A 13,254-nucleotide genomic window follows, 5' to 3' on the forward strand; every position below is an offset into this window, starting at 1 on the left:
GGGTTGAGGAGTGTTGTGCATGAGCGTGCTCGTCGTGGGCATGTCCCACCAATCGGCGCCGGTGGCGCTGCTGGAAAAGCTGAGCATGGATAGTGCGGTCCAGGATTCCGCCTGCGGGCAACTCGTGGCGGCCGAGCCACTTTCAGAGGCCATGATTATCTCCACCTGCAACCGCATGGAGGTCTACACCGTCACCAACTCCTTCCACGCCGGCGTGCAGGAAGTCGTGCGCGTGCTCACCCAGGTTTCCGGCGTGGGCGAGCAGGAGCTGCGCAACTACCTCTACGTGCGCTATGCCGACGCCGCGGCCGAGCACCTGATGTCCGTGACCTCCGGCCTGGATTCCATGGTGGTGGGCGAGCAGCAGATCATCGGCCAGGTGCGCAGTGCCTACCAGTCCGCCTCGGAGCAGGGCACGGTCGGCCCGCGCATCCACGCACTGGCGCAGGCCGCGCTACGGGCCGGCAAGCGCGTCCACTCCGAGACCGATATCGACGAAGCCGGCGCCTCCATGGTGTCCTTCGCCTTCGACCAGGCCCTGCAGCGCCTCGACGCCGAAGACCTGAGCGGCAAGACCGCGCTGGTCCTTGGCGCGGGCGCCATGGCATCCCTCGCCGCCACCCACGCCGGCCGGCTGGGCGTCAAAGAGCTGGTGTTGGCCAACCGCACCCGCGAGCGCGCCGAGCGCCTGGCCAGCCACGCCGAGGAGGCGGGCGTTGCCACCCGCGTCGTGGACTTTGCTGAGCGCGCCGCCGCGCTTTCCGACGTCGACCTTGCCATCTCCGCCACCGGCGCCGATAACTTCACCATCGAGGCCGCCGACCTCCCCGCCGGCCGCGATCTCATGCTCATTGATCTCTCCCTGCCGCGCGATATCGACGATGCCGCCGCCGCGGCCGAGGGCGTGGATCTGGTCAATATCGAGCGCCTGAGTAAGTCGCTCTCGGCCGCCTCCACCGATCTCGCGGCCGGCACCAGCCCGCACGCGCAGGCCCGCCACATCGTCGACGAAGAACTCGCGGCCTATACCTCGGCCCAGCGCGTGCGCGACGTCGCCCCAGCCGTGAGCGCCCTGCACCGTCGCGCGGCCGATCTCGTCGAGTGCGAGGCCGCGCGCCTGCAGCACAAGCACCCCGAGCTCGCGGGCAAGCAGCTCGAGGACGTTCAGCGCGCGCTCAAGCGCGTGGCCGATAAACTGCTGCATGAACCGACGGTTAGGGCGAAGAAGCTGGCGGCGTCGGAAAGCAGCGTCAGCAGCGAAAGCGCCCTGCAGGAGCTCTTTGGCCTGCAGCTGGAAGGCTCCGGGGTGTCCGTGGCCGTCAATGAATTGCCCACCATGACTAAGGAGGCCTAGATGTTTCAGATTGGTACCCGCGGCTCCAAGCTCGCCACCACCCAGGCCGGCCATGTGCGCGATTGGCTTATCGACGCCGGCTTTGACTCCCAACTCCACATCGTCACCACCGCCGGCGACGTCAACATGGCGCCCGTCGAGCGCATCGGCATCGGCGTATTTACCCAGGCGCTGCGCGAAGCGCTGTATGCCGGTGAATGCGATATCGCCGTGCACTCGTTTAAGGACCTGCCCACCGCGCCCGATGATCGCTTCCGCCTCGTCGTGCCGCAGCGCCAGGATTCCCGCGAGGCGCTCGTCGCCCGCGATGGCCTGAGCCTGGCGCAGCTGCCGCAGGGCGCGCGCGTGGGCACCTCCGCCCCGCGCCGCATCTCCCAGCTGGCCGCCCTCCGCCCGGACCTGGAGATTCGCCCGCTGCGCGGCAATATCGATACCCGCATGTCCAAGGTCACCGACGGCGAGCTCGACGCCGTCCTGCTGGCCTACGCCGGCCTGCTGCGCGGCGGCTACGCAGACCGCGCCACCGAAATCTTTGAGCCTTCCGTCTTCATGCCGGCGCCGGCCCAGGGCGCACTCGCCATCGAGGCCGTGGCCGGCACCGAGGCCGCCGCGGCCCTAGACGCCATTGTCGACGACCGCGCCTCGGCCGCCGCTGCCGGTGAGCGCGCCGTGCTGGCCCGCCTCGAGGCCGGCTGTACCGCGCCGGTGGCCGCCACCTCGCGCTGGGACGGCGACCAGCTCACCGTGCGCGGCGGCGTCTTCGCGCTCGATGGATCCCGCCAGCTCACCGCCACCGCCTCCGGCTCCGCGGCCGAAGCCGCCGATCTTGGCGCGCGCATCTCGGACGAGCTTTTCGCCGGTGGCGCGGCCGAGCTGCTGGGCAAGTAATTTCGCCTTTAGGCGCTAATAATTTAAGGTGTAGATACCACAGATCATTGTCCCGCAATGATCCGGCCCCCTTTAAGGGCATCCCAGGACGCAAGGCCTGGGATTTTGGCCGTTAAGACCGTGTCACCCACCGCCGGCGCGGGGAACCACACCGCATGCGATCATGTCCGTGCGCGGTGCCGCGCGCCCGATTTTAGAAAAGAACTTTATGAGCAATGCCGCGCCAGACACCCAATTGGGCAAGATCGTCTTTGTGGGCGCTGGTCCAGGTAATCCCGACCTGCTGACCGTCCGCGCCCGCGAGGTTCTGGCAAATAGTGCCATCGCCGTGACCGATCCGCAGGTCATGCAGGGCGTGCGCGATGCCGTCGCCGCCGCGCTGCCCGTTCCACAAGAGCTTCTCGACGCCGCCGAGGCCGAATACGCCCAAATGTGCGCCGATGCCAAAGCCAAGGGCGCGCGCCGCAAACCGCCGCGCCCCGCACCGCCGACGGCCGCGGTGCTGTACGAGCCGGCCGCAGATATCGTCGGCCAGCTGCGCGAGTGCTTGGTCGAGGCCGATGGCGAGGATGTGATCCGCCTGGTCACCGGCAACCCGCTGCACCGCGAGTCCATCAAGGCCGAGATCAACGCCGTGGCGTCTGCCGGCCTGGAATTCCAGGTGGTGCCGGGCATGTCCCTGCCATCCACCGTGCCGTCCTTTGCCGGCATTGCGCTCGGTTCGACCTATACCGAAGCCGACGTTACCGACGGCGCCGATTGGGACGCGCTGGCCAATGCCACCCAGCCCATCGTCCTGCAGGCCACCAAGGAAGACCTGCCGGTCATCTCCGACGAGCTGCAGCAGCGCGGCATGCCGGCCGAGACCGAAGCATTTGTCACCGTCCACGGCACCACCCGCCTGCAGCGCACCTACGAGACCACGCTGGGCACCATGGGCAAGCTCGACGCGGACCTCACCGGGCCGCTCGTGGTCACCCTAGGCCGCAGCATCGACGACCGCACCAAGTACTCGTGGTGGGAAAATCGCCCGCTCTACGGCTGGCGCGTGCTCGTCCCGCGCACCAAGGAGCAGGCCGGCCCGATGTCCGCGCGCCTGGCCGGCTACGGCGCTATCCCGCAAAACGTGCCCACCATCTCCATCGAGCCGCCGCGCAACCCGGCGCAGATGGACCGCGCCATCAAAGGCATCGTCGAGGGCCGCTATAAGTGGATCGTCTTCACCTCCGTCAACGCCGTGACCGCGGTGTGGGATAAAATTGCCCAGCTCGGCCTCGACGCCCGCGATTTCGCCGGCGTCCACCTCGCAGCCGTGGGTACCAAAACCGCGGCCGCCATCCGCGCCAAGGGCATGGTCCCGGAGCTCCTGCCACACAAGAAGAAGCAGAACGCCGAGGGCCTGCTCGATGTCTTCCCCAACTTCGTAGAAGACATCGACGCCGTCGGCCGCGTCCTGCTCCCGCGCGCCGATATCGCGGCCGACACCCTGGTTGACGGGCTCAAGGCCCTGGACTGGGAGGTCGACGACGTCGTGGCCTACCGCACCGTCCGCGCCGCCCCGCCTTCGGCCGAAATCCGCGACATGATCAAGACCGGCGGCTTCGACGCCGTCGCCTTCACCTCCGGGTCCACCGTGCGCAATCTGGTGGGCATTGCGGGCAAACCGCACCAGCGGACGATCATTGCGTGTATCGGGCCGTCGGCAAGAGCGGCCGCGGAAGAAATGGGCCTGCGCGTCGATGTGGTGCCCGAAGTTGCGGACGTGCCCGCGCTTGTCGACGCCCTCGCAGACCACGTCGCCGCCCTCCGCGCCGCCGGAAACCTGCCCGCGCCGCGCAAGAAACGCCGTTCGCGCAAGAAGGCTACTAAGGTCGACAAGGCATAAGTTTTAGTCTCGCTCTAAGGAGTACCCAATGAGCACCTTCCCAGCCCGCCGCCCACGCCGCCTGCGCACCACCCCGCAGATGCGCAACCTCGTGGCTGAAACCGAGGTCCGCCCCTCGGACCTGATTCTGCCCATGTTCATCGTGGACGGACTCGACGCCCCGCGCGAGATTCCCTCCATGCCGGGCGTCTACCAGCACACCTTCGACTCCCTGCGCCGCGCGGCCGAGGAGGCGTTGGAGGCCGGCGTGCCGTGCATCGACCTTTTCGGTGTGCCGCTCGATGAGGACAAGGACGACACCGGCTCCGTCGCCTGGGACCCGCAGGGCATTTTGAACCGCGGTATTTCCTGCCTGCACGAGGAATTCGGCGATGACCTTATCGTTATGGCCGATACCTGCCTCGACGAGTTCACCTCCCACGGCCACTGCGGTGTGCTGGATGACAAGGGCCGCGTGCTTAACGACGAATCCGTCAAGCTCTACCAAGACATGGCCCGCTCCCAAGCCCGCGCCGGCGCCCAGATCGTCTCCCCGTCCGGCATGATGGACGGCCAAGTTGCCGCCATCCGCGCCGATCTCGACGAGGCCGGCCACGAGGACGTGGCCATCATGGCCTATTCCGCCAAGTACGCCTCTGCCTTCTTCGGCCCGTTCCGCGATGCCGTCGGCTCCTCCCTCGAGGGCGACCGCCGCACCTACCAGCAGGATCCGCGTAATTTCCGCGAATCCCTGCTCGAGGCCGAGCTCGACATCGAAGAAGGCGCGGACTTCGTTATGGTCAAGCCCGGCCTGCCCTACCTGGACGTGCTCTCGGCCGTGGCGGAGACTTCTCCCGTGCCGGTCGCGGTTTACCAGGTCTCCGGCGAGTACGCGATGGTCAAGGCCGCGGCCGCCAACGGGTGGATCGACGGCGAAGCCATCATGCTCGAGTCCCTGACCGCATTCAAGCGCGCCGGCGCCGGCCAGATTCTGACCTACTTCGCTACCGAAGCCGCCCGCCTGCTCAAGTAAAGGACCCCTGTGACTGCTACGCCCCCGTCGCCCGCCCCTGCCCCTCGCGCGCAACGCCCGCCGCGGCAGCAGCAGCGGCCGGAGTCCGTGACGTACATGCTGTGGCTGTGGCTGGGTGCGCTATGCGGCGAGGCCGTGCACCAGGTGCTCAACGTGGTGCTCACGCTGCTCAACCACGACGTACTCATGTCGCAGGCCAAGGAGATGGCGAAGTCCGCACCGGCCGGCGTGGATGAAGCCCAGCTTTCCGACGCCTTCCTCCGCACCGCCGCCTACGGCTCCGTCGCCCTTTCGGCGGCCATTTCGCTTGCGATTATTGTGCTGCTGGCCTTTCTGTTGCGGTCCCTTGCTAACCGCAGCAAGCGGGCCGGCACCTCGCGCCGCGTGTGGTTCGCCTTCTCGCTCTACTTCGGCTTCCGCATCCTGCTGACCTTCATGGTCACCCCGGCCGGCGCGGACGTGCCCGATTGGCTCTTTGCCGCCGATGGCATGGTGCAGATCCTTGTCGGCGTCGCGGCGGTCCTCGGCCTGATTTTCTCCGTGCGGGCCGAGACCTTGGACTACACCGGCGAACTCGAGCAGATGCGCGAGCTGGAAAAGGAACTCGAGCAAGCGCAGCGCGAGAAGAAGCGCGCCGAGGAAGAGCGCAAGCGCTCCAAGGACGACCAGCGCGGCAACCGCGACGGCAGCAAGCGCGATCGCACCAACCGCACCGACCGCGTCGGCCGGTCTGATCAGGAGGATAAGCGATGAATAACACCGAGCGGCCCGGGCCCCGCGACTATAACCGCGCGGCCCGAAACACCTCCGCCAAGGAGAGCCTCGACGCGTGGCCGCGGCCGCTGCGCTGGGCATATTGGGTGCTCGTCGTCAGCGCCGTGATTATGCTGGTGAGCGGTATGGTGGGCATCTTCGGCTCGGGCGGGCCACAAGCAGAGCCGCAGAATGCGCAGGTCGCGGAGTACCTCCACTCCAATCGCCTGTTTGTCGCGGTGACCAATGCCGTCGGCGCCATCCTGCTTGCGCTCTTCGCAGCGCAGCTGGCCGGCGGGTCCAAGTGGGCGCGCCGCATCATCACCGCGGTCATCGCGTTCGCGCTGTTTACCAATATCGCCGCCCTCGCGCTCGGCATCGGCGGGCTCGGGCTGTTGATTATCCCCATCACCCTGATCGTCGCCCTCGCGCTGCTTTTCCAGCCGCAGTCCAACCGCTTCATCAAGGACCGCAGCCTGCGTGGCTAATTAGCCCTCACTCCAACTTTTGATTCATAATTGGGGCATGTCTCGACTCAATCGTGCCCCGCTTATCGACGCCGCCCTCGGCCGCACCCCCTCCCGACCCCCAGTCTGGTTCATGCGCCAGGCCGGCCGCTCGCTGCCGGAGTACCGCGCCGCCCGCGAGGGGATTAGCATGCTTGATTCTTGCTTCATGCCGGAGCTGCTGGCAGAAATTACCCTCCAACCGGTGCGCCGCCACGACGTCGACGCCGCCATTTTGTTCTCCGATATCGTCGTCCCGCTTAAAGCCGCGGGCGTCAAGGTCGATATCGTGCCGGGTCGCGGGCCGGTGATGGAGCAGGCGGTGAGGAGTAGGGAGGACGTCGGCAAGCTGCCGCTGCTAGAAGCCGACGTCCCCGAGGTTACCGAGGGCATCGCCCGCATCCTGGCCGAGCTCACCGAAACCCAAGCGCTCATCGGCTTTGTGGGCGCGCCGTTCACGCTGGCCAGCTACCTCATTGAGGGCGGGCCATCCAAGAACCACCAGCGCACCAAGGCCCTCATGCACGCAGATCCGGAGACCTGGCACATGCTCATGCGCCGCCTGGTGCCGACCATCACCCGCTTCCTGCAGGTGCAGGTCGACGCCGGCATTGACGCCATGCAGCTTTTCGATTCCTGGGCCGGCTACCTCAACGAGCGCGACTACCGCGAGTTCGTGCTGCCGTACTCCCGGGAAATCCTGGCTGGCGTGGAGATTCCACGCATTCACTTCGGCGTCGGCACCGGCGAGCTGTTGCCGGCCATGTCGGAGGCGGGGTCGGAAGTTATGGGCGTCGATTATCGCGTGCCTATGGACGCCGCGGCCGAGCGCGTAAGCGCCCGCGTATTGCAGGGCAACCTCGACCCGGCCATGCTTTTCGCCGGCGACGACGCCGTGCGTCAGGCCGTGCGCACCATCCGCGGCGAGGTCGATCGGGCCCGCGAGCGCGGCGATATCGACGGCCATATCTGGAACCTCGGCCACGGGGTCTTGCCAACTACCGACGCGGAGGCCATCACCCGCGCCGTATCCATCATCCACGAGGAGGGCTAAATGCGTATTGCGATTATTGGTGCTGGCCTGGCGGGCTTGACGGCCGCCTACGAGCTGCGCGACCACGACGTTGAGGTTTTCGAGGCCGCCGGCCGTATCGGAGGCAAGCTGTACTCCGTGCCGTTTAATGACGGCCCCACCGACATGGGCGCCGAGGCCTTCCTCGCCCGCCGCCACGACGCCGTGGAATTCATCGAATCCCTCGGCCTGGGCGGGAGCTTGGTCGAGCCCTCCGGCCTGCATTCGCTGGTGTATTCCGGCGAGCTTAAGCCGCTGCCGCGCGGCGGGATGATGGGCATTCCTTCGCACTCGGAGCCGGTCGCACACCTGGTCTCGGCTGAGACCGCCCGCCGCATCGATAACGAGGAGCCTTTCGAGTGGACGGCCGGCAGCGACGTCTCCGTCGGCCGCCTGGTGCGCCAGCAGTTTGGCGACGACCTCGTTGACCACGTTATCTCCGCCCTCCTCGGTGGCGTGTACTCCTGTTCGGCCGACGATCTGGGTGTGCGCGCGACCATCCCGGCGCTGGCCGAGACGCTCGACGCACTCTCCGCGCGCGGCCCAGTCACCCTCTCGGCCGCGGTCCGCTCGCTGGAAGAAGCCCGCGCGGCCAAGCCGAGCAGCGGCGGACCCGTCTTTCAGACCTTCCGCGGCGGCTACGCAGAACTCTACGAGGCGCTGGCCGATAAATCCCGTGCCAAGATCTACCTCGATACCTTCATCTCCGGGATCACTCGCGAGGGCGAGAAATTCCGCTTGTCCGGCGCACCCGGTGATACCGCCCCCTTCGACCGCGTGCTGGTGGCCACCCCGGCTCCGACCGCAGCGCGCCTGCTGCCCAAGGTGTCCTCGCGGGCGGCGGAGCGGCTGAAGAGCGTGAAGCTGGCGGCGTCGGCAGTCGTGGGCCTGAAGTTCGAGTCTGACACGGACCCGGCCGGCAACGCATTGCCGCAGAACTCTGGCATCCTCGTGGCTACGGACCAAGACGACGTGCACGCCAAGGCCTTCACGCTGTCCTCTCGCAAGTGGCCGCACCTGGCCGAGCGCGGCGGTGCCTTGGTGCGCGCCTCCTTCGGCCGCTTTGGCGACGACGCCATCGTCCGCGCCGAGGAGGACGACCTCGTTGACTATGCCCTCGACGACCTCCAGCGCCTCACCGGCTTCGACGGCCGCGCCGCGGGCGTTGCCGAGATTTTCACCCAGCGCTGGTTCGGCGGTTTGCCGCGCTTTGATGCCGGCCACCTGGAAACCGTGGCCGGCGCGCGCGGTGCGCTCGCAGCGACGCCGGGCATCGATGCCACCGGCGCTTGGGCCGGCGGGGTTGGGGTGCCAAACGTCATCGCGGACGCCCGCGCTGCTGCGGCTCGTATCGCTCGCTAGCTGCGGGGATCGCTAGCTGCGGGCATGCCAATGCGGCAGCAGGGCATCCTGCTGCCTGGCGGTTTAGGGGGCTAGTGGGCCGGTGACGGTGATGGCGCGGTGTGAGCCCAGGGCGGCTGCCACACCACGCGGCCTCGGCGCCGAACGAGGCGCCCGCGCACCGGTGGGGCATTAGGGTCATCGTCGTTGACGCCGTTGTGGTACGGGCAACAGGTCGCGAGGTTTGCCATATTGGTATCGCCGCCGTGCCGCCACGCCTGCAAGTGGTGCACCTGGCATTTATCCGCCGGATAGTTGCATTCGGCCCACGGGCATACCGGATTTTCCGCGGCGGCCATGAGCCGCTGCTTCTCGTTGGCCATGCGTTCCGTGCGGTAGAGGTTGACCGCGCCCTCAAAGGGGTGGACGAGGGTGATAAGCCCGCGGTCTGCCAGCGTGCGCGAGACAAGTTCCGCGCCAGTGAGGTGGGCGCCGTTGGTGAGCTGGATGGTGATTTCCTCGCCGTCGCCATCGATGATGCGGTCAAGCTCGTCGAGCGTGATGATCGCGTTGGTCGTAATGGTCGGACGGGCAGCCGGCGAGGCGCCGGCAGGGGAGAAGAGCTCCGCAACGGAATCGAGGGGAGCATCCTCATCCAGGCTGGATTCCAAATCCGCGATGAGCGAAGAGGGCCCGGTAATCGCGAGGGTCCACGGCGCGTCCTTGCGGCGGCGGATGCGCACGCCGGGGCGCGGCGGGGTCGGGGGATTGAGCTCGCGCAGCTTTTTGCGCGCCAGCTTTTCCATCTCATCGGTATCGGCGGCGGTGCGGCACAGCTCCACGCGCAGGCGCCAGGCATCGCGCTTGGTCTTAGCGCGGGATGCGTAGCGCTCGATTACCTCCAGCGTGGGCAGCGGGTGGGCGCGGTCGCGGGCGGCGGTAACCGCCTGGCGCTGCAGGCGGGCAAAGGAGGTGGGGGCAAAGAGGGCGTCGGCAAGCGTGAGCAAGGTGTGGGCCGTCTTATTGGGCGCACCGGCAGCGCGCAGCTGGTCTTCAGACATGCCAGCGCACCCGGCAACGATGTCGATGCCGGGCGCCAGGGCCGCGAGATAGGTCTGAAGAGCTGTCATGCCCCGCAGCCTAAGCCACGGCGCGCAACCTGTGCGAGGATGAGCGCGCGAAGCTGTGGATAACTAGGGCCCACAGGGCGAATTTTGGCCCGCACGCCCGACGGGCCTGTGGATAACTAGCCCTTATTGCGGAAAACGAAGATGGAGGAGAAGTCCTGATCGCCGTGACCCATGGCCTGCATTTCCTCAAAACGGCCGATGGCGGCGGTCAGGGCGGGCAGCGGCTTGGTGGAGGTCATCTCCATGAGCTTGGCGTCCTTGGCCAGGGCGTCGACGGTGAAATCGCCCGGGTCGGTATTGCGCTCGCCGGTGATAAACGGCGCCTTCATATTGGCGATGAATGACAAGCCGGTGATATCGAGCATCTGCAGCACCACCTCGGAGTCCAGGCCCTCGGACTCGCCGAGCTGTAGGGCTTCGAGCAGGCCCTCGGCGGTGACGGCGAGCGCGAGGTTCGCCAGCAGCTTTCCGATGGCCGCCGTGGCCGCCGCCTCCACTCCGATGAGCTTGTCTTCGCCCGCCCAGGACTCGGCGAGGGACATGGCTTGCTCGCGGCGGGCGTCGTCAGGCGTGCCCACATAGACGCCGAGCTTGCCCTCGCGGGCCGGGCCGAGCGTGCCGACGACCGGGGCGTGGACGTAGGTTTCCACGGCGGCGGCGAATTCGCGGGCATCGTTGGGCGAGACGGTGGTGGTGTCGATCCACGTCACGCCGGCGGGGATGAGCTGCGGCTCGACGACGACCTCGCGGACATCGTCCGGCCCGAAGAGCGAGGTAATAATGACCTCGGCGTTCGCTACGGCCTCGGTGGGCGAGGCGGCAAGCTCGGCGCCTTCCTCCACCAGCGGCTGGGCGCGCTCGGCGGTGCGGTTCCAGACGGTCAACTCGATGCCGTCTTGCTCGTTGAGCAGGCGGCGGGCTAGTTCGGTTCCCATGCGGCCAGTTCCAAGAAATGCAATCTTCATGGTTTCCTAGTGTGCCATCATTGGGTGCAGGTTCGCCGCGGCTTGCGCGAGCCCCGGACGAGGGAGCCGTACCCGGCAACGCGACAAGACGGCCAGGAAGCAACTATGGCGTGGTTCATCTTGATTTTCTCCGGCGCATTCGAGGCCGTGTGGGCGGCGGCGCTGGATAGGTCCGCAGGTTTTACTCGCCTGTGGCCCTCGTTCATTTTCCTCGTGGCCTGCGCGATTTCCATGGGCGGGCTGGCGTGGGCGATGCGCAGCATCCCGGTAGGCACGGCCTATGCGGTGTGGGCGGGCGTTGGCGCGTCGGTGGCGGTCATCTATTCCTTCGTCGCCGGACACGAGGCCGCGACGGTGTGGAAGGTGCTATTCCTCGCCATGATCATCGGCGGCATCGTTGGGCTGAAAGCAGTGAGCTAGAGGCCCGGAATCCGCGGCGCAGGCGGCAGCGGCGGCGCCGGCGGCGGGGCGGGCGCAGGCATAGCGGGCACCGCCGGCATATCAGGCACCGCGTCCTCGATGCGCCCGCGCACCTCGTGCGGCGGAATATTGAGGTTCGGCAGGCCGCTTTTGTCCCGCGCAGGTGGGCGTGGGGCCGGCGCCGCTGGTTGCGGGCGGGGTGCGGGCGCCGGTGCAGGCGCTGGCGCGGGCCGCTGCTGGGGCGCGGGAGCCGGGGCAGGACGCGAACCAGGCGCAGACTCAGGCGCCGGCGCCGCGGGCGATGGGGAAGGCCGCTCGGTCGGCGGCGAGGGAACCGGGGCGTCCTCCCGAGGCAGGTCGCGCGGGGCGAGCGGGCGGGGAGGGGGCTGCCAGGAGGGGGCGTCGGCAAGCGGGGTGGCACCCACCGAGGTAGGCAGCGGCCGCTCGGGCGCGGGCTGGGCGCAGCCGGCGAGGCAGAAAGCGGCCAGGATGGCGAAAATGAGAGTGCGCTGCATTGAAAATCCCCCCGAATTGAAAAGTGCAACGCCCCGAAGTTTAGCGGCTGACTGTGAATCGCGCACTCCAACTTTTGTATAGCGCGCGAATCGCTAGAATGTCAGACATGCCTAATACTTCCCAGTCGCAACAGTGGTTTGAGCGTTCCTCCAAGGTGATTCCGGGCGGGGTGAACTCGCCGGTGCGCGCGTTTGGCTCCGTGGGCGGCCAGGCCCGCGTGATTGAGCGCGGTGCGGGCTCGCGCCTGTGGGACGTCGACGGCAACGAGTACGTTGACCTGGTCAGCTCCTATGGCCCGATGATTCACGGCAATGCGCACCCAGAGATTGTGGAGGCCGTGCAGCAGGCCGCTGCGGTCGGCTTGAGCTTTGGCTCGCCCACCGAGGGTGAGGCTTTGCTCGCGGAAGCCATCGTCGCACGCACCGCGGCCGATAAGGTGCGCATGGTCAACTCCGGCACCGAGGCCACCATGTCTGCGGTGCGCCTGGCCCGCGGCTACACCGGCCGCGCCAAGGTGCTGAAGTTCGAGGGTTGCTACCACGGCCATGTGGATGCGCTGTTGGCCTCGGCCGGCTCCGGCGTGGCGACCTTTGCGTTGCCGGATTCCCCGGGCGTTACGGGCGCGACGGCGGCCGATACCATCGTCGTTCCTTATAACGATATCGAGGCCGTGCGCGAGGCATTTGCGCAGCACCCGGGCGAGATCGCCTGCATCATCGCGGAGGCTTCGGCCGGCAATATGGGCACCGTGGCACCAGAAGAGGGCTTCAACGCCGCGCTTGCCGACGTCGCCCATAGCGACGGCGCCCTCCTCATCCTCGACGAGGTCATGACCGGCTTCCGCACTTCCTATAAGGGCTGGTACGGCGTCGATGGCGTGGCGGCGGACCTGGTGACCTTCGGCAAGGTCGTCTCCGGTGGCCTGCCGGCCGCTGCCTTTGGCGGCCGCGCCGAAGTCATGGACTACCTCGCCCCGGACGGTCCGGTCTACCAGGCCGGCACGCTGTCCGGTAATCCGGTGGCCATGGCCTCCGGCCTGAAGTCTTTGGAGTTGGCCGATGAATCGCTCTACGAGCGCCTGCAGGCCAACGCGGATCGCCTGACCGGCATGATTTCTTCCGCGCTGTCGGCCGAGGGCGTAGCGCACCACATCCAGCGGGCGTCGTCGATGTTCTCCATCCGCTTTGCCGAGGGCGAGGGCCGCAACTTTGCCGATATGCAGGCGGCCGAGACCTTCCGCTTCACCCCGTTCTTCCACGCCCTGCTGGATAACGGCATCTACGTCGCACCGAGCCCATTCGAGACCTGGTTTGTCTCGGATGCACTTACCGACGCCGACTTTGAACTCATCGAAGCCGCCCTCAAGCCCGCCGCCCAGGCGGCGGCCGCCGCGCGTCCCGCACATTAAGTCC

General features: G+C 67.5%; 12 protein-coding genes and 1 riboswitch. Of the genes, 10 read left to right on the forward strand and 2 right to left on the reverse strand.

Annotation, left to right across the window (positions count from 1 at the left end; all coding sequences use genetic code 11):
- Nucleotides 1–19: 19 nt before the first annotated feature.
- The 8 genes from BJ985_RS09730 to BJ985_RS09765 all read left to right on the forward strand — a co-directional run bounded on the left by BJ985_RS09730 (nt 20) and on the right by BJ985_RS09765 (nt 8,832).
- A complete protein-coding gene (locus tag BJ985_RS09730; RefSeq protein WP_179387333.1) occupies nt 20–1,354 on the forward strand; it encodes a glutamyl-tRNA reductase in 1,335 nt (444 codons plus the stop codon).
- Nucleotides 1,355–2,242, forward strand: coding sequence for a hydroxymethylbilane synthase (gene hemC, locus BJ985_RS09735; RefSeq protein WP_086588918.1), 888 nt, complete (start codon nt 1,355–1,357; stop codon nt 2,240–2,242). It abuts the gene before it with no gap.
- A 208-nt stretch (nt 2,243–2,450) separates the two neighbouring features.
- Nucleotides 2,451–4,127: a bifunctional uroporphyrinogen-III C-methyltransferase/uroporphyrinogen-III synthase gene (locus BJ985_RS09740; protein WP_236587044.1), complete on the forward strand. Its 1,677-nt coding sequence runs from the start codon at nt 2,451–2,453 to the stop codon at nt 4,125–4,127.
- A gap of 28 nt (nt 4,128–4,155) precedes the next feature.
- Entirely contained in the window at nt 4,156–5,139 is a 984-nt protein-coding gene (gene hemB / locus BJ985_RS09745) for a porphobilinogen synthase (RefSeq protein WP_005322998.1), read from the forward strand.
- A 9-nt stretch (nt 5,140–5,148) separates the two neighbouring features.
- Nucleotides 5,149–5,892, forward strand: a complete 744-nt coding sequence (locus BJ985_RS09750; RefSeq protein WP_179387335.1) for a hypothetical protein — start codon at nt 5,149–5,151, stop codon at nt 5,890–5,892.
- Nucleotides 5,889–6,380 (forward strand): hypothetical protein, encoded by a 492-nt coding sequence (locus BJ985_RS09755; protein WP_005327229.1) that lies wholly within the window; start codon nt 5,889–5,891, stop codon nt 6,378–6,380. The genes BJ985_RS09750 and BJ985_RS09755 overlap by 4 nt, the downstream gene beginning before the upstream one ends.
- A 37-nt stretch (nt 6,381–6,417) precedes the next feature.
- Entirely contained in the window at nt 6,418–7,452 is a 1,035-nt protein-coding gene (gene hemE / locus BJ985_RS09760; protein WP_179387336.1) for a uroporphyrinogen decarboxylase, read from the forward strand.
- On the forward strand, nt 7,453–8,832 hold the full coding sequence (locus BJ985_RS09765; protein WP_179387337.1) for a protoporphyrinogen oxidase: 1,380 nt from the start codon (nt 7,453–7,455) through the stop codon (nt 8,830–8,832).
- Nucleotides 8,833–8,903: 71 nt separating this feature from the next.
- Here the strand turns inward: BJ985_RS09765 and BJ985_RS09770 are convergent, their stop codons facing one another.
- Together BJ985_RS09770 and BJ985_RS09775 are read right to left on the reverse strand one after the other, a co-directional pair.
- A complete protein-coding gene (locus tag BJ985_RS09770; RefSeq protein WP_179387338.1) occupies nt 8,904–9,941 on the reverse strand; it encodes an HNH endonuclease signature motif containing protein in 1,038 nt (345 codons plus the stop codon).
- A gap of 116 nt (nt 9,942–10,057) precedes the next feature.
- Entirely contained in the window at nt 10,058–10,906 is an 849-nt protein-coding gene (locus tag BJ985_RS09775; RefSeq protein ID WP_005327238.1) for an NAD(P)-dependent oxidoreductase, read from the reverse strand.
- Nucleotides 10,907–10,937: 31 nt separating this feature from the next.
- A riboswitch (guanidine-III (ykkC-III) riboswitch) is annotated at nt 10,938–11,003 on the forward strand.
- Nucleotides 11,004–11,011: 8 nt separating this feature from the next.
- Here BJ985_RS09775 and BJ985_RS09780 point away from each other — a divergent pair.
- Together BJ985_RS09780 and hemL are read left to right on the forward strand one after the other, a co-directional pair.
- Nucleotides 11,012–11,326: a DMT family transporter gene (locus BJ985_RS09780; RefSeq protein ID WP_179387339.1), complete on the forward strand. Its 315-nt coding sequence runs from the start codon at nt 11,012–11,014 to the stop codon at nt 11,324–11,326.
- Nucleotides 11,327–11,939: 613 nt separating this feature from the next.
- On the forward strand, nt 11,940–13,250 hold the full coding sequence (hemL, locus tag BJ985_RS09785) for a glutamate-1-semialdehyde 2,1-aminomutase (protein WP_179387340.1): 1,311 nt from the start codon (nt 11,940–11,942) through the stop codon (nt 13,248–13,250).
- The last annotated feature ends 4 nt before the right edge of the window (nt 13,251–13,254 follow it).

It is taken from the genome of Corynebacterium tuberculostearicum (assembly GCF_013408445.1).
Taxonomy (GTDB): Bacteria; Actinomycetota; Actinomycetes; order Mycobacteriales; family Mycobacteriaceae; genus Corynebacterium; species Corynebacterium tuberculostearicum.

What these genes read in the sequence shown, in the direction of transcription:
- hemL (WP_179387340.1), top strand. Translation starts at nt 11,940, where the DNA reads ATGTCAGACATGCCTAATACTTCCCAGTCGCAACAGTGGTTTGAGCGT.
- hemC (WP_086588918.1), top strand. Translation starts at nt 1,355, where the DNA reads ATGTTTCAGATTGGTACCCGCGGCTCCAAGCTCGCCACCACCCAGGCC.
- hemB (WP_005322998.1), top strand. Translation starts at nt 4,156, where the DNA reads ATGAGCACCTTCCCAGCCCGCCGCCCACGCCGCCTGCGCACCACCCCG.
- BJ985_RS09775 (WP_005327238.1), bottom strand. Translation starts at nt 10,906, where the DNA reads ATGAAGATTGCATTTCTTGGAACTGGCCGCATGGGAACCGAACTAGCC.
- BJ985_RS09730 (WP_179387333.1), top strand. Translation starts at nt 20, where the DNA reads ATGAGCGTGCTCGTCGTGGGCATGTCCCACCAATCGGCGCCGGTGGCG.
- BJ985_RS09740 (WP_236587044.1), top strand. Translation starts at nt 2,451, where the DNA reads ATGAGCAATGCCGCGCCAGACACCCAATTGGGCAAGATCGTCTTTGTG.
- BJ985_RS09755 (WP_005327229.1), top strand. Translation starts at nt 5,889, where the DNA reads ATGAATAACACCGAGCGGCCCGGGCCCCGCGACTATAACCGCGCGGCC.
- BJ985_RS09765 (WP_179387337.1), top strand. Translation starts at nt 7,453, where the DNA reads ATGCGTATTGCGATTATTGGTGCTGGCCTGGCGGGCTTGACGGCCGCC.
- BJ985_RS09770 (WP_179387338.1), bottom strand. Translation starts at nt 9,941, where the DNA reads ATGACAGCTCTTCAGACCTATCTCGCGGCCCTGGCGCCCGGCATCGAC.
- BJ985_RS09780 (WP_179387339.1), top strand. Translation starts at nt 11,012, where the DNA reads ATGGCGTGGTTCATCTTGATTTTCTCCGGCGCATTCGAGGCCGTGTGG.
- hemE (WP_179387336.1), top strand. Translation starts at nt 6,418, where the DNA reads ATGTCTCGACTCAATCGTGCCCCGCTTATCGACGCCGCCCTCGGCCGC.